The following is a 15780-nucleotide window of genomic DNA, read 5'->3' as shown; positions in this document are numbered from 1 at the left end:
GTCGTTATCGGCTGAAGGCGGCTGCTACCCCGCCGTCCACCGTCAGCATGCAGCCGGTCGTTTTCTCCGAGCGGGACGATGCGAAGAAGGCGATGCTTTCGGCGATATCCCGCGGGTATACATTGACAAGCAGGGTGGTGCGGTTGCGGTAGTACTCTTCCAGCTGTTCCGGTTCGATCCCGTAGGCGGCGGCCCGTTCCCTGCGCCAGCTGGAATTCCAGATGGCCGATCCCTGCAGGACGGCATCGGGCAGCACCGAGTTGACCCGGATCCCGTATTGGCCGCCTTCGGTTGCGATGCAGCGGGCCAAGTGGACTTCCAACGCTTTTGCGGCGCTGTAGGCGGAAGCGTTTTTGCCGGCGTAGACGGAATTTTTCGAGCCGACAAAGACCATGCTGCCCCCGATTCCCTGTCTTTTCATCTGTTTGAATGCTTCCCGGGCGACCAGGAAGTACCCGGTCGCAAGCACATTCATGTTCAAATTCCACTCGTCCAGGGTCGTCTCGTCAAACGGGCTGGAAGTGGCCAGCCCTGCATTGTTCACCACGATGTCAACGCCGCCGTATGCGAGTGCGGCCGTTTCAAACGCCGCCTGCACCTCGCTTTCCCGGGTCACGTCCATGTTGACGGCGATGGCCCGCCCTTCGCCAACGCTTTCATTGATCTCTTTCGCCACCTGCTCGGCCCCCTCCCGATTGAGGTCCGCCACGACGACATGCGCCCCCTCGGCAGCCAGACGCCGGCACGTTTCGCTGCCGATGCCGCCCGCCCCGCCGGTGACGAAAGCAACTTTGCGGGAGAATTCCGCTTCGGGCGGCGCAAGCGTCAGCTTGTACAGCTCCAGCGGCCAATACTCCACCTGGTAGGATTCCGCTTCGCTGAGGGACACGAAGTTCCCCAGCGTGGTGGCACCGCGCATGACGGCGATAGCCCTGCGGTAAAGGGAGCCGCTCACCTTGGCATTGGACAGGCTTTTGCCCGTGTTGACCATCCCGATGCCGGGAATGAGGATGACCCGCGGACCGGCTTCAAACATCCGGTCCCCTTCGCTGCGGTTGCGCTCGAAATATTGGGTGTACGCTTCCTTGTAGCGGGCGATGCCTTCCCGCAGCGCCCTAGCCAAAGCCTGGGCGTCACGGCTGGCGGGGTCCCACTCGATGTACAGCGGTTTCATTTTGGTGTGAACCAAGTGATCCGGGCAGGCGGCGCCGATCTGGGACAGGACTCCCGCTTCCGCGCTGTTGACAAACTGCAGGATATCCGCCTCATCGTCATAGGAGAGGATCATGCGGGCCTGATCGCTGACCGCCCCGCGAATGACAGGCATCACCTCAGCCAGCAAGCGATGCCGCTCCTCCTTCGGCAGCGGTTCGTATTTGGGCCCGCCAAACAGGGTATCCTCCTTCACCCGCGCCTCGATATACGCTTCCGCCTCCCGAATGATGGCGATGGTTTTCTGGTAGCACGCCTCGGACGTCTCTCCCCAGGTGACCAATCCGTGCTTTTCCATCAGCACCAGCTCGGCTGCCGGATTCTGCCGGACGCCCTCCGCAATCATCTTGGAAAGCGTAAAGCCCGGGCGCACATAAGGCACCCATACGAAGCGGTCGCCGAAAATTTCTGCCGCCACCTCTTTGCCGTTATCGGCACAGCAGATGCTGATGATGGCATCCGGATGGGTATGGTCCACATGCGGGAAAGGAAGAAAGGCGTGCAGCAGCGTCTCGATCGATGCCCGGGGCTGCTTGCTGTCCATCATGCAGTGGGAGAGATAGGCAACCATTTCCTCATCTGTCATCGCATCCCGTTCATAGAGCGGACGGATGTCATCCAGCCGCAGGCAGGTAAAATTGCCCGCTTTCATCGTCGCAAGATCGGAGCCGCTCCCCTTCACCCACATGACTTCCACTTCGCGGCCGCGGAAATCTGTTTCCACCGTCTTCATCGACGTGTTACCGCCGCCCCAGTTGCAGACCCGCCGATCCGTGCCGAGCAGATTGGATCGGTAGACCAGTTCGTCCAGTCCTCCCTGGAGGCGCGCCGCTGTCGACCGATCCCACAAACTGTGCACCATTGTATACCTCCTGAATGTTGCGTCTATTCAGTTTCTTTTGTTTGTTTTTGATTATATATATTTGTTTTTGTTTTGTGAATATATTTTTTTTGTTTATGTTTGATTTTTTCTGCAATATCCTCGATTCAGAGCGTAACGGATTGGCAGCCGAGCAGTTCCGCCACCTTCTCCAGCAAGCCCGCATGATGCCCGACCGCCATAGCGCAGTGGTGAGTCGGGGCTTCCCGGAACCACTGCTCCATATATTCATCCGGATGCTTGCGAAACTTGACCGGCGTCTGGGTGTTGCCGATTTTCATGATCGGCCCGTCCGTCGATTCCCCTTCGCTGATAATCATTTTGAGCCTGCCATCCCCGGTTTGCGTGACATTCAGGGTCGTGACCGGCCCTGTTTTTACCTTCGCCTCTACGGAAACACCCGTGCCCTGCTTGCCGTGGTACAGTCCCATGCCGCGCAGGATCGGCTTTCCCGCCGAGATGGCGATGTGGAAGGGGCCGTCATGGCCAAGCAGGATGGTTTCCGCGTCGTAATCGACAACGACGATTTCCGAGAAGCTGCCGCCGATGCCGAGAATGTCGCAGATCTTCATGGCGACGGCGGTCTTCAGATCCCCTTCGCCCGAGCAGGGGATGCCGCGCGCGGTCAGCAGGGAGTGGCCGACAATAAAGCCGCCCTGCAGTTTTTCATACTCGCTGTCGGGGGCGCCGTGGTAATAGTACGTCAGGGCGTCGAGATCGTATTCCCTGACCAGCTTCTCCTGCGCCGCAGCCACCCGGCAGGACCATTCCATCTGTTCCGCTGTCGGCTTCTTGGCGATCGGGTCCGATGGCGAATCTCCGCTGATCTCAAACATCTCATGGACTTCCGCCAGCTTCTCCTTCACCTCCGCGTCCGTTACCTCCCTGAACAGCCGGGCCAAATCGCACATCTCCAGCACTTCCACATGCAGGCCGGTTTGGGCCTGGATCATGGTAAAGTCGCTGTACATGTCCAGCATCCCGCTGTAGGTGTTGCCGAGAAAGCCGAAGCGGCTGTGGCGAAGCGTCCTGGATACGGAAGCGGCGCGTATCCATTCCTCGATGCTGAGCCATGCCCGGATCGCTTCCTTCCGCTCCCTGGTATGCTCATTGGTCAGGGAGATGGCGGGCGTATAGTCGAGACCGAGCAGCCCGTTGACCACACGGAAGGGGATATTTGCCCGCTGGAAGGCATTGGCGATCTCGGGCACGGGGCAGGCGCCGCAATGGGACAGCCACTCTCCTGTCGTGGTCCTGTCATAATCGATTCTCGCCGCTGGCTGCAGGTTCAGCACGACGACGGGAACCTTGCAGATCTGGTGCACCGGCAGCACGGCGGAACTGGTGCAGTAGGTGCCGGAGTGGCAGAAGACCAGGTCCACGTTCCGGGCATTGAACCACTCTCCCGCTTTTCTGCCTTCCCCTTCCGCATCGACCAAGCCGTAGTTAAACACCTCTCCGTATTGCGACATGCGCTGTTCCAGATAGCGGCCGTATTCGATCAACCGCTCCCGCAGCCCGGGAAACTGGTTCCAGTAGGCCTGCAGACCGATGGTATACAACCCCACACGCGCCCGCTTTGCGGGTTTGATGGGCGTCAATCTAGCCATGATGATCCACCTCCGCGAAATAATCATAACTTTATGACCGTATTGTATTCGCTTACAATAAAGGAAACATCCCAATATCTTGTTCAATCATCACAGAATCTTGCGGGGAGGTGTCCGATCATGAAACCGTATTCGGAAAGAGCGGCCCACGCATGGACGGAAGACTCCGTGCGGATTATCGCCACCCCGAGCGTCACGGCGAAATCCACGTTCTATTACGTCCAGGAAGTGGGCTGGTTCCGCACGCGGCCGCCGTATTTCACCGAGCGGGAAAATCTGAACTCGTACCTTGTGGTGTGCACGCTGGCGGGCAAGGGATACCTGCATTACAAGGGAAAATGGTATACGCTCGGAGCCAACCAGGTATTTTTCATTGACTGCATGGAATACCAGTTCTACAAAACCGACGAACACGAGCTGTGGGAGATGGTCTGGGTCCATTTCAACGGCAGCGGAAGCCGCGGCTATTATGAGCAATTCATGAAAAACGGCTCTCCCGTGGTAACCTTCGAGAAGGGGTGCGACACGGTCGCGTCCATCATCCGGCAGCTGATCGATATCCACCGGCAAAAAGACGTGCGCACCGAACCGCTCTCCTCTTTTCTTCTGGTGCATCTGCTGACCGAACTGTTGCTCGCGGCCAATGCGCCAAGCCATTCGGCCGGGCTGTTTCTGCCTTCCTATCTGGAACAGATCCTGCGCGATCTGGACAAGCGCTTTCACGAAAAAATCTCGCTCGATCAGCTGGCCAAACGGCATGCCGTCAGCAAGTTCCATCTGGTCCGGGAATTCAAGAAATACACTGGCTTTACTCCCAACGAGTACCTGATCAACCGCCGCATCACGTATGCCAAGGAGCTGTTGATTTACTCCGATCTCACCGTTTCCGCCATTGCTTCCCGAGTCGGCATCGACAACGTCAGCCACTTCATCAATCTGTTCAAGGACCGCGTCGAGATGACGCCGCTTGCTTTCCGCAAAAAATGGCAGCGTCCCAGGCAGGAGGCGGACCGGTAAAAGCGATCCTGCATCCGCTCTCATGCGAATGGGCCGGATTGCATCGGCACAGGCACCCCGGCAAGGAAATCAGGAAATGGCAAACCCTAGATCCGAGCGCCTCCTGTATAATAAATGGAGGAACTGTCCTTCCATCATGCAAAAACGAGGTGGCAAACGTGAATCTCACTACCCTGCCCTCCATGCTGGACATCATCGGCGAACTGTTCCCGGAGCACACGTCCATCGCGGTCTCGGACGCCGATCGATACATCTACTACAAGCCAAGCCGTACCATCGATTTGCAGATCCGGCCCGGGGACAAAATCAAGGAGGGGACAGCCACATACAAGGCCCTGACGTCGAGGCAGAAAATCTCCGCCTACATTGACGCCCGGGTGTTCGGCATCCCCTATTTCGGCATGTCCGTTCCCTTTTTCGAGCAGGGCCAGCCAGCCGGCTGCGTGACGGCCATCCTGCCGGCCAAGCCGTCCCCGCTTCCTTTTTTGACGGTCAAAACATCGGACCGCTGGGTACCCGTTTCCTTTGAAACCATCATGTACGCAGAGGCCCAAAACCGCAAAACCCGCATAAAAGCAGAGCGGGTGGAAGGGTTTCACAAGGCGAACCTAAGCGAGCTGGAGTTCCTGCTGCCGGACGATCAGTTCCTGCGTGTCCATCGATCCTATCTGGTGAATCTTCATTATATCCGGGAGATACATCCCGACTCCCATTCCACCTTTTTGCTGTTGATGCACGATCAGAGCAAGATCCCGGTCAGCCAAACCTACGCCAGCTCTTTTCGCCGGAAGCTCCGGTTCTGAATTTGCTGCTTCCCGTCGCAAAATCGCTGGCCTGCTCCCGTTTTGGTGCCTTTCATGCCAAAACGAATGAGTCCTCCTCCAAAGGTTGATAAAATGTTGAAAAAAAAGAATGTTGAAAAACAGCTAAGAGGGGATCATTGTGGAGAAACATCTGTCAACCCGCATACGGATGGCCGGCTTGCTGGATCGGATCGTCTCTGCCGAAGAGGCGGCCTCATGGATTGAAGATGGGATGACTCTCGGACTGAGCGGTTTTACCCGTGCGGGGGATGCCAAGGCGGTACCCATGGCGCTGGCGGCGCGGGCGCACGGCAAACCTTTTCAGGTAAACGTTTACACAGGCGCTTCGTTGGGCTCTGACATCGACAAGGTCATGGCGGAAGCGGGCATCGTCAAAAAACGGCTGCCCTTTCAGGCAGATAGCACCATGCGTCAGAAAATCAACCAGGGCGACCTGCTGTTTGTCGACCAGCATTTGTCACACACCGCAGAACTGATCCGCGCCGATATATTGGAGGAGATTGATTTTGCAATTGTGGAAGCGGTTTCAATCACGGAGGACGGCCTCATCATCCCGACCACTTCGGTGGGCAACTCTTCCATCTTTGTGCAAAAGGCCAAAGCGGTGATCGTGGAGCTGAACCTTGCCCAGCCGCTGGCCTTGGAGGGCGTACATGACATTTACGACGTCGGCCCTCAGGGAAGCCGCAAGCCGATCCCCCTGTGCAAGGTGGACGAGCGGATCGGATCGATCGGCATTCCCGTCGATCCCGCCAAGATCAAGGGGATTGTGGTCACCCAGGCCATGGACTCTCCGTCGACAATCGTCCCTCCGGATGAGGAAACGGCCGTCATGGCCGGTCATTTGATCGATTTCCTGCGCCGGGAGATCGAACGGGGACGGCTTCCCCGCAACCTGGCGCCGCTCCAGTCGGGCATCGGCTCCGTGGCGAACGCGGTGCTGCACGGGCTGCTGGCATCGGGGTTCCGTGACCTGGAGGTATATTCGGAAGTGCTGCAGGACGCCGTTTTCGACCTGATGGATGCGGGGGTGGTCCGCTTCGCATCCGGCTGTTCCATCACCCTCTCCGCCCCGAAGATGGAGGAGGTCTTTTCGCAGCTTGATCGCTACCGGGATCGGCTGGTCCTGCGGCCGCAGGAAATCTCCAACCACCCTGAACTGATCCGCCGCATGGGCCTCATTTCGATCAACACCGCGCTGGAAGCGGATATTTACGGCAACGTGAACTCCACCCATGTGGCTGGAACCCATATGATGAACGGGATCGGCGGCTCCGGAGATTTCGCCCGCAACGCCCGCCTCGCGATCTTCGTGACCAAATCCATTGCCAAGGGCGGCAAGATTTCCAGCATCGTTCCCTTTGTTTCCCATGTGGACCACACCGAACACGACGTGGACGTCCTGGTGACGGAGCATGGCTATGCCGATCTGCGCGGCCTGGCGCCCAAGGAAAGAGCGCCGCTCATCATCGAGCGCTGTGCCCACCCGATGTACCGGGAGCAGTTGCTTGCCTACTACGATGATGCGTGCAAACATGGCGGCCAGACGCCGCACGATCTCGAAAAGGCTTTCTCCTTTCATATCCGCTACAAAAAAGAAGGAACCATGCTGGCTAAAGAGGGAACCATGCTGGCTCCGCTCTGATGCAAACAAAAATGCTGGCAAGCTACTGGCTCGCCAGCATTTTCGCTTTTTTCCAGCTGCCAAACAGGTAATAGACGACGGACAGCACCACCGCAATGGAGAAGCTGATCGGGAAGCTCCACCAGATGGCGTTGAAGCTGTAGGCGTCCGCCAGCCAGTAAGCAAGGGGAATCCGCACGCCCCACAGGGCGATGAAGGTGACGAGCAGGGGAATCATCACGGCGCCCGTCGACCGGATCACCCCCGCCACCACAAAGTTGATGCCGAACAGCACAAACGACCATAGGGTTACCGCGTTGATATGCAGCCCGATGGAGATGGCGGTACCCTCGTCCGGCAGAAACAGTCCCAGGGCCTGCCGGTCAAACAGATACATCAGGGTGGCCAGGGTGCCGGACATGATGAAATTGATCACAATCCCGGCGATCGTCGTCCGGTGAACCCTGTCCCACTTGCCGGCCCCGACGTTCTGGGCCGTCATCGAAGAGACGGCGGCCCCGATGGCCATGGCGGGCATTTGCACGTAGTTGGACAGCTGCGTGGCCGCCCCGAAGGCCGCCGTGGCATCCGCGCCAAAACGGTTTACGAGATGAACCAACGCGATGGCGCTGGACGTCACGACGATCATGTGCAATCCCATCGGTATGCCTTTTTTGATCAGAGCCCCGATGATCTGCCGGTCAAAGCGGAGCAGGTGCCGCTCCTGCCATGTAATGCGCAGCAGATACTTCTTCCGGTAGAGATAAAAGAACAAGGCGAGCAGGCTGATCGACTGGGCGAAAAATGTAGCCAGCGCCGAACCGGTGATGCCCAGCTCCGGAAGCGGCCCGATCCCGAAAATCAGCAGCGGATTTAGCGCGATATCAAGGGCGACGGACAGAAGCAGGAAGTAAAACGGCGTTTTCGAATCCCCCGATCCCCGCAGGATCATCATGATGAAGTTGTACCCGAACAGAAACGGAATCGCGACAAAAATGATCTGGGTATACGACAGCGCAAGCGGAATGACGTTGGGCGGCGTGTTCAACCACCGCAGTATATGCGGGGTCAGGAGATAGCCGGCCGCCGCAATCGCGATGGACAGGACAGCGAAGAACACCGCGCTGGTCCCCACCACCCGCTTTGCCTGTTGGAGATTGTCTGCTCCGATGCTTTGGCCGATCAGGATCGTGGCGGCCATGCCGACCCCGAAAATCCAGCTGAGCAGGAAAAACATGATGATATTGGCGTTGGATGTGGCCGCCAGGGCTTGTTCCCCCAAAAACCGACCGACCCAGATGGAATTGATCGAGCCGTTGAGCGATTGCAGGACGTTGCCCAGCAGCACGGGCAGAGCAAAGAAAAAAAGCGTTTTTCCGATGGGGCCTTCGGTCAGCAAAACCGTTCCCCTGTCATTCGTCTGGGCCATTCGGTTTCCTCGCTTTCACTGGTCCTGATGTTCGCTGCCGCCATACGGACGCGTTCTATCCCGGCCCTTATCAATCGTGATGGAAGCAACGGCTTCAACCATTTTATTATATACTTCCAGTTGATTACAATCATGACGGCCGTCACCCGCAAAGGAGGACGGCCGCGATTAGGGGCAAACCTCCTTCCCCTACGGGCAGGAGGCCGCTTACGCCTTTTTATTTTTTCGTCACCAGTTCCAGGTCAACCGGGATGAAGCTGTCCACTTTCTCCCCTTTCACCACTTTCATTGCCGTTTGTACCGCCGTTTCCCCGATGGCTGCCGGTTTTTGCGCCACGGTTGCCGCCATTTTGCCCTCGTTTACCGCTTTGACGGCGTCGTCGGTGGCATCGAAGCCGACTACGAGGATGTTTTTGCCCGCCGCTTCAATTGCCTGCAGCGCCCCCAGCGCCATTTCATCGTTGTGGGCGAATACCGCCTGGATGTCTTTGTTGCTCTGCAGGATGTTTTCCATGACGCTCAGCCCTTTGGCGCGGTCAAAGTCAGCCGGCTGGGAAGCAATCACTTTCAAGCCTTCCTTGTTGTCCACGGCTTCATGGAAGCCTTTGCCGCGGTCGCGGGCTGCGGAAGTGCCGGCGATGCCCTGCAGTTCGACGATGTTGCCCTTGCCGCCCAGTTTTTCCAGGATGAACTCGCCCGCCATCTTGCCGCCTTTCACGTTGTCGGAAGCGATGTGGGAGACCACCTGGCCCCCTTCCGCCGAGCGGTCGACGGTGATGACCGGAATGTTTGCCTTGTTGGCCGCTTCCACCGCGGTGGCAATAGCTGCGCTGTCGGTCGGGTTGATCAGGATCACGTTAACCTTTTTCTGAATCAGGTCTTCCACGCTGCTGATTTGCTTGGCTGTGTCATCCTGCGCGTCGACGACGATCAGGTCGGCGCCTGCCTCTTTTGCTGCCTTTTCCGCCCCTTCCTTGAGGGAGACGAAGAACGGGTTGTTCAGCGTGGAGATGGCCAGGCCGATCGTTACCTTGCCGGTTCCCGCATTGGTGCCGCCGCCCGCCGATTGCTCCGGCGCCTTGTTTTCCAGGCTGGACGACGTGGAACAGCCCGCCAGCACCGCCAGCATCAGGGACGAAGCCAATGCCATTTTGAGAAACTTCTTCATAAGCTACCTTCCTCCTTCAATGTCAGATTATTTATGGGATTTAGACCGGTCCAGCAATACTGCCACGAGAATGACCGCCCCTTTTACCACCGACTGGTAGAAAGAGGAGACATTCAGCAGATTGAGACCGTTGTCTAACACACCGATGATCATCGCCCCGATCAGGGTGCCGACGATCCAGCCGCGTCCGCCCGCCAGGCTGGTTCCGCCCAGCACGACAGCCGCAATCGCATCCAGCTCGTACGCCGTCCCCGCCGTCGGCTGCGCCGAGTTCAGGCGGGAGGTGAGGATGATGCCGCTCAGCGCGGCAAACAGGCCGCTGATCGAGTAGACCAGCACTTTTACTCTGGCGGTGTTGATGCCGGACAGCTTGGTCGCTTCCTCGTTGCTGCCGAGCGCGTAGACGCGCCGCCCGAACGTAGTGTGGCGCAGGATAAAGTACAGAGCGGCAAACGAGATGAGCATCAGGATCACCGGCATCGGAATCTCGAAGAAAAAGCCCTTGCCCAGCATCGCAAAGTCGGGATTGAGCCCGGTGATCGGCTTCCCTTCCGTGTAAACCAGCGTGAAGCCGCGGAATACCGTCATGGTAGCCAGGGTGCCGATAAACGGCGCTACCTTTCCTTTTGCAATGATGACACCGTTGACCGCCCCCATCGCCACACCGGCCAGGAGGCCGATCAGTACGGCCAGCGTCGTGTCCGTCCCGCCTGCCATCATGCCCGCCGTCAAGGCGCTGGACAGCGCGAGAATGGAGCCGACGGACAGGTCGATGCCGCCCGTCAGGATGACAAAAGTCATCCCGAACGCGATCAGGGCATTGATGGAGACCTGCCGCAGCACGTTGAATATGTTGCTGACGGTTAAAAAGTCGCTGCTGATAATGGACAGTACGATGACGATCAAGGCAAGCCCGAGGAGCGGGCCCATCCGTTGCAAAACGTTAAACCGCATGGCTGTTCGTCCCTCCCGTCGCCGCATGCATGATCAATTCCTGTGTTGCTTCCTCCCGCATAAACTCGCCTGTGATGCGCCCTTCGTGCATGACCAGCACCCGGTCGCTCATGCCCAGCACTTCCGGCAGCTCGGAGGAGATCATCAGAATGGCCACGCCTTCCTGGGCGAGCCGGTTCATGATGTCGTAAATCTCTTTTTTCGCGCCGATGTCCACCCCGCGGGTCGGTTCGTCCAGGATCAAAATTTTCGGCCTGGTGGCCAGCCATTTGCCAATCACTACTTTTTGCTGGTTCCCGCCGGAGAGCGAGACGGCCGCCTGTTCCCCGCCCGCCGTCTTGATCAGCAGCCGCTTGATGGCGTCGTCGCTCAGCTCCCGCTCGGTCTGCGGCTTCATTACGCCCAATGCAGACACTTTTGTCAGATTGGGCAGGGAGATGTTTTCTCTCACGGAAAGCGGCAGAACCAGGCCCTCTTCTTTGCGGTTTTCCGTGACCAGCGCAATGCCCGCCCGGATGGCGTCGATCGGCTGGCTGATGCGCACGGGCTTTCCGTCGACAAAGATTTGTCCGCCGCTGATCCGTTCCGCGCCGAACAGCGCCTTTGCCATCTCGGTTCGGCCGGCTCCCATCAGGCCGGCCACGCCGACGATCTCCCCGCTGCGCACGGCAAAGGAGATGCCGGACAGCTTGCCCTTGACGGAGAGGTTTTCCACACGCAGCCGTACATCTCCGGGGGTGACTTCCACTTTCGGGAAGCGCTCGGTGATCTCCCGACCGACCATCATTTTCACCAGTTCGTCCAGGTTGGTTCGGGCCGTTTCCACCGTTCCCACATACTGACCGTCGCGCAGTACCGTGATCCGGTCGCTGATTTGGAAGATCTCCTCCATGCGGTGGGAGATGTAGATCATACCAACCCCTTTTTGCTTGAGGGAGGCGATCACCTTGAACAGGGCGTCAATCTCCCGTTTGGTCAGCGCCGCCGTTGGCTCGTCCAGCACCAGGATGTCTGCCTGCATCGACAACGCCTTGGCGATCTCGATCATCTGCTGCTGCCCCACCGACAATGCGCCCACCGGCGTGTCCGGGTCCAGCCGGATGGCCAGCTGCTCCAGGCAGCGTTTCGCTTCGGCCCGCATCCGCGGCCAGTTGACCAAGCCGCTTTTGCCGTAGGTAAACTCGCGTCCGAGAAAAATGTTTTCCATGACGGACAGGTGGGGGATCAGGTTCAACTCCTGGTGGATGATGGCGATCCCCCTTTTGGCGGCGATGTCGGGGGTCATTCTCTCCACCATCTCTCCCTTGACGGTAATCGTGCCGCCGTCGCGCTCGTAAATGCCGCCCAGAATTTTCATCAGGGTCGATTTGCCCGCCCCGTTTTCCCCCATCAGCGCCAGCACTTCGCCCCGCTTCAGGTCCAACCGGACGTTGTCCAGCACTTTTACGCCGGGAAACGATTTGCTGATTTCGTTCATTTCCAGCAAGAAGCCGGTCATGCGCTCTCTCCCTCCCTTCCCCCGACTTTAGAAGATCACGCCCGCCTGCAGAATCACGTTGGCGTATGGCGTGCATTCGCCCGTCCGGATAATCGCCTTGGCTTCCCGGGTCATCTGCTTGAACGTCTCATGGCTGACGCTCTGCCGTTCCACACCCGCAAGCGCCGCTTCCACGCGGTTCAACAGCTGCGGATTGGCCTGCTTCCATTCCTCCGCAAGAATGGCCCGCTCCACCTGCATCTCCAAAAGCACCGCTTCCAGCACGTCCATCAACGAAGGCAGGCCGGGAACCACGGCCAGGTCGATCCGCGGCACGAGTGCCGGAATCGGCAGGCCGGCGTCGCAAATGACAATCTGATCCGTATGGCCGAGCCGGCTGATGACCGCCGAAATCTCGCTGTTTAGAATACCCCGTTTTTTCATAATGTCCCCCTTATTCCACGTTGAATTCCCCTACTTGTGCGAGGGTCGGCATGCCCGCCTGCGCACCCAGCCTGGTGACGGCCAGCGCCGCCACTTTGGAAGCGAATCCCACCGCTTCGGCAACCGGCTCTCCACTGGCCAGGGCGCAGGCAAAACCGGCATTGAAGGCGTCGCCCGCGCCGGTCGTATCCACCACCTCCACCTTGTGGCTGGGCACGGTGCCGAACGCACCGTCTGCCGTGAGATAGGCGGCTCCCCGGGCGCCCAGCGTGGCGACGACCGTCCGCACACCTTTGTCCTGCAGGCGGCGCATCGCTGTTTCCAGATCGGACCCTTCGTCCGCTTCTGCCAGCAGATACAGTTCCGATTCGTTCGGGATCATCACGTCCACGTGCCGCAGGAGTTCGTCAGGCAGCGGACGGGCCGGCGCCGGATTAAGCACGACCGTTTTTCCCTGCCGTTTGGCCGTCTCGGCCGCGTACTGGACGGTTTCCAGCGGAATCTCCAGCTGCAGGAGCACCGCGTCCGCCTGGGCAATCTTCTTCCGATGCAGGTCAATGTCTTCCCGCGTGCAGTGTCCGTTTGCTCCGTCAACGACAATAATCTGGTTATCCCCTTCGACCAGCAGAATCGAAGCCACACCGGTGTGCGCGCCGGCGACAGTCTTCACCGTGTCGGTCTCAATGCCTTCCCTCCGGAGCGCTTCCAACAGTTCTTTGCCGAACGGGTCGCAGCCGACCGCTCCGATCATCGTCGTTCGCGCCCCCAGTCGGGCCGCGGCGACCGCCTGGTTGGCTCCTTTTCCCCCGGGGATGAAGTGCACCCGGTTGCCCGCTACCGTCTCCCCCATCTGCGGCGGACGGTCCGCTTCCACAACAATATCCATGTTCAAACTGCCAATCACGACAACGTTGGGGATCTTGTTCATGCCTCTGTTCTCCTTTTTGTGGAATCTCGTGCAACGAGGGCCACTTCCAGCTCGTACAGCCGTGGTTCCGTCACGCCGGTCTCGATGGTTTCAATCAATACCTTAGCCGCCAGCGAACCCATTTCGTAAATAGGCTGCGCGACCGTGGACAGCTCCGGCTGGGTGATTTCGGTGAGGCCGATGCCGTCAAACCCGATCAGCGCCACGTCTTCTGGCACGCGTACGCCCAACTGGTACAACCCTTTCAGCGCGCCGATCGCCATCAGGTCGTTCCCACAAAAGATGCCGTCAATGTCTGGGTGCTTTTCAAACAGTTCCTTGACCGCCCGAAGGCCGCCATCCACACGGAAGTGGCCCGGCACCATCAAGCTCGGCGTATACCAGGGGAAGTGCTTCACCGATTCCTCGTAACCAAGCAGCCGCTTTTTCGCCGTGATCAGCTCTTGCGGACCGTAGATGTGGGCAATTTTCCGGCACCCCATCTCCAGCAGGTGGCGCACCGCCAACCTGGCCCCTTCGTAGTTTTGCGACCGGATGACGCTGCACAGCTGACGGGTGGGCGCGCGGTCCAGTACGACCAGCGGGATATTGTTGCGCCGCATCTGCTCCACGTCAGCCTGTCCCAGCGTGTTGGAGGCGAAAATGATTCCGTCGATGTACTTTTTCTTCAGCATCTCGATGTACGACTTTTCCTTGTGTCCCTGGTCGTCGGAGTTGCACAGGATGACCGTGTAACCGTACGCTTGTGCAACGTCCTCCACGCCCCGGGCCATTTCCGGAAAAAACGGGTTGGCGATATCGGGCAGAATGAGCGCGATGGTGCCCGTCTGCTTACCAGCCAATCCCCGCGCCACCGCATTCGGCTCGTAGTTGAGCTGTGCGATCGCCTTCAACACTTTTTCCTCCGTTTTATTGTTCACGTAGCCGTTTTTGTTGAGAACCCGGGAGACCGTTGCCACGGAGACGCCCGCCAGCTTGGCCACATCGCGGATCGTTGCCATGATTTCTTCACCGTCACCTTTGATATGTAACCGGTTACATATCTTCGCAAAAAAACAAATGATTCTTATCATCATTCATATGTAACCGGTTTCATTTGTCCCTTTCAATATAATCCTCGTCAAAAACGGCTGTCAAGGGGTTTGCCACCATACAAAACATGGCTGCCGCAGGACGGCTGCTGTCGGACCGTCTTGGGCAACCACGCGCATGTTCTTCTCTTTATCCCATGTTTATTCAGCCTGGCTGATGGTGGACCGATGCTGCACGCTTTTCTGCGAGCGGACGGTTGCCACGATGACCCCGGCCACAATCAGTACGGACCCCCCGATTTGTACCTCCGTTACCTTCGAGCCGAGCAGCAGAAAGCCCATCAGCATGGCGACAAACGGCTGTAGATTGAGAAAGATCGCGGCTTTCCCCGTCCCTACAATCTTCAGCTGCTGATTCCACACGATCCCGCAGACGCCCTGCATCAGAATGGCGGTTGCAATCAGCAGCAGCCAGGCCCAGGCTTCGTGGCTGATGCGGGCGGAAGAATCCACCGACAGCAGCGCGGCGGGGGTTAAAAACAGGGTGCCCGCCACGGTCGAATAAACGGTCGCAATAAAAGGGTGCAGGCTCTCGGTCAGCTTGCGGATGATGATCATGGATAGCGAAAAGCTTACCATGGCGATCGCGATGAGAAACACGCCTTTGGAGAATGACAAGCCGGCCCCGTTGCCGACAACGAAAAAAGTACCGGTCAAGGCGAGCAGCGAGCCGATCATCATTTTCGGGGTGAACTTCTCTTTCAGGAAAAATGCTGCCAGCGCAGCGGTCACGATTGGCGCCAGGGAAAGAATCAGCGAGGCGGTCGTGGCGTCGGTTGTCAGCAGACCGTAAAAATACGCGGTCTGATTGGCAAGCGTCCCGATCAGCCCGAGCAAAAACAGCAATCCCCATTCTCTTCGCTTGATTTTGACAAAGGTATGCGTATACCACGCGTATCCCAGCAAGAATAGCGACGTACAGATGAGCCGCGCATCCGCCAGAAACAGGGGAGGAAATTGCTTCACCAGAATGCTGCCGAACACAAAATTGCTCCCCCACGCCGTCACGCAAAACAGCAGCAGCAGATAGGACCGAATCATGGTATTGCCTTCTTTCGCTCGATAGATTTGTGCCTTTTCCAAGCGTAATCGTACCTGAGCGCCAATCAAAAGTCCATAAGA

Annotated in this window: 13 protein-coding genes; 3 read left to right on the top strand and 10 right to left on the bottom strand. The window is 58.3% G+C overall.

What is annotated here, in order from left to right; all coding sequences use genetic code 11:
* Positions 1–4: 4 nt before the first annotated feature.
* Both G3578_RS16255 and G3578_RS20960 read right to left on the bottom strand, forming a co-directional pair.
* Positions 5–2074 (bottom strand): bifunctional aldolase/short-chain dehydrogenase, encoded by a 2070-nt coding sequence (locus G3578_RS16255; protein ID WP_165214025.1) that lies wholly within the window; start codon positions 2072–2074, stop codon positions 5–7.
* Between the two features lie 125 nt (positions 2075–2199).
* Entirely contained in the window at positions 2200–3702 is a 1503-nt protein-coding gene (locus G3578_RS20960) for an L-fucose/L-arabinose isomerase family protein (protein WP_165214024.1), read from the bottom strand.
* 120 nt (positions 3703–3822) lie between these two features.
* Here G3578_RS20960 and G3578_RS16245 point away from each other — a divergent pair, with 120 nt between their 5' ends.
* The 3 genes from G3578_RS16245 (at position 3823) to G3578_RS16235 (ending at position 7188) form a co-directional block, all read left to right on the top strand.
* The gene (locus G3578_RS16245; protein WP_165214023.1) at positions 3823–4719 is read left to right on the top strand and encodes an AraC family transcriptional regulator; all 897 of its coding nucleotides are present in this window, start codon (positions 3823–3825) and stop codon (positions 4717–4719) included.
* Positions 4720–4877: 158 nt separating this feature from the next.
* The gene (locus G3578_RS16240) at positions 4878–5522 is read left to right on the top strand and encodes a LytTR family transcriptional regulator DNA-binding domain-containing protein (protein WP_165214022.1); all 645 of its coding nucleotides are present in this window, start codon (positions 4878–4880) and stop codon (positions 5520–5522) included.
* Between the two features lie 169 nt (positions 5523–5691).
* Entirely contained in the window at positions 5692–7188 is a 1497-nt protein-coding gene (locus G3578_RS16235) for an acetyl-CoA hydrolase/transferase family protein (protein WP_206529767.1), read from the top strand.
* 22 nt (positions 7189–7210) lie between these two features.
* Here the strand turns inward: G3578_RS16235 and G3578_RS16230 are convergent, their stop codons facing one another.
* The 8 genes from G3578_RS16230 to G3578_RS16195 all read right to left on the bottom strand — a co-directional run bounded on the left by G3578_RS16230 (position 7211) and on the right by G3578_RS16195 (position 15699).
* Complete coding sequence (locus tag G3578_RS16230) at positions 7211–8596, bottom strand: MATE family efflux transporter (RefSeq protein ID WP_165214020.1); 1386 nt, start codon at positions 8594–8596, stop codon at positions 7211–7213.
* 217 nt (positions 8597–8813) lie between these two features.
* A complete protein-coding gene (rbsB, locus tag G3578_RS16225) occupies positions 8814–9764 on the bottom strand; it encodes a ribose ABC transporter substrate-binding protein RbsB (protein ID WP_165214019.1) in 951 nt (316 codons plus the stop codon).
* 27 nt (positions 9765–9791) lie between these two features.
* Positions 9792–10718, bottom strand: coding sequence for an ABC transporter permease subunit (locus tag G3578_RS16220; RefSeq protein WP_277603157.1), 927 nt, complete (start codon positions 10716–10718; stop codon positions 9792–9794).
* Positions 10708–12216, bottom strand: a complete 1509-nt coding sequence (locus G3578_RS16215; protein WP_165214017.1) for a sugar ABC transporter ATP-binding protein — start codon at positions 12214–12216, stop codon at positions 10708–10710. The genes G3578_RS16220 and G3578_RS16215 overlap by 11 nt, the downstream gene beginning before the upstream one ends.
* 27 nt (positions 12217–12243) lie before the next feature.
* Entirely contained in the window at positions 12244–12639 is a 396-nt protein-coding gene (rbsD, locus tag G3578_RS16210; RefSeq protein ID WP_165214016.1) for a D-ribose pyranase, read from the bottom strand.
* Between the two features lie 10 nt (positions 12640–12649).
* Positions 12650–13567, bottom strand: coding sequence for a ribokinase (gene rbsK / locus G3578_RS16205; RefSeq protein ID WP_165214015.1), 918 nt, complete (start codon positions 13565–13567; stop codon positions 12650–12652).
* Complete coding sequence (locus G3578_RS16200) at positions 13564–14568, bottom strand: LacI family DNA-binding transcriptional regulator (RefSeq protein WP_165214014.1); 1005 nt, start codon at positions 14566–14568, stop codon at positions 13564–13566. Before G3578_RS16200 ends, rbsK begins: the two co-directional genes overlap by 4 nt.
* Before the next feature lie 231 nt (positions 14569–14799).
* The gene (locus G3578_RS16195) at positions 14800–15699 is read right to left on the bottom strand and encodes a DMT family transporter (protein ID WP_165214013.1); all 900 of its coding nucleotides are present in this window, start codon (positions 15697–15699) and stop codon (positions 14800–14802) included.
* Between the last annotated feature and the right edge of the window lie 81 nt (positions 15700–15780).

The sequence above is a fragment of the Brevibacillus sp. SYP-B805 genome, from assembly GCF_011059135.1.
In the GTDB taxonomy this organism is placed as follows: domain Bacteria; phylum Bacillota; class Bacilli; order Brevibacillales; family Brevibacillaceae; genus Brevibacillus_F.
The sequence above is the reverse complement of the archived record's forward strand: the minus strand, read 5'-3'. Positions and strand labels throughout refer to the sequence as shown.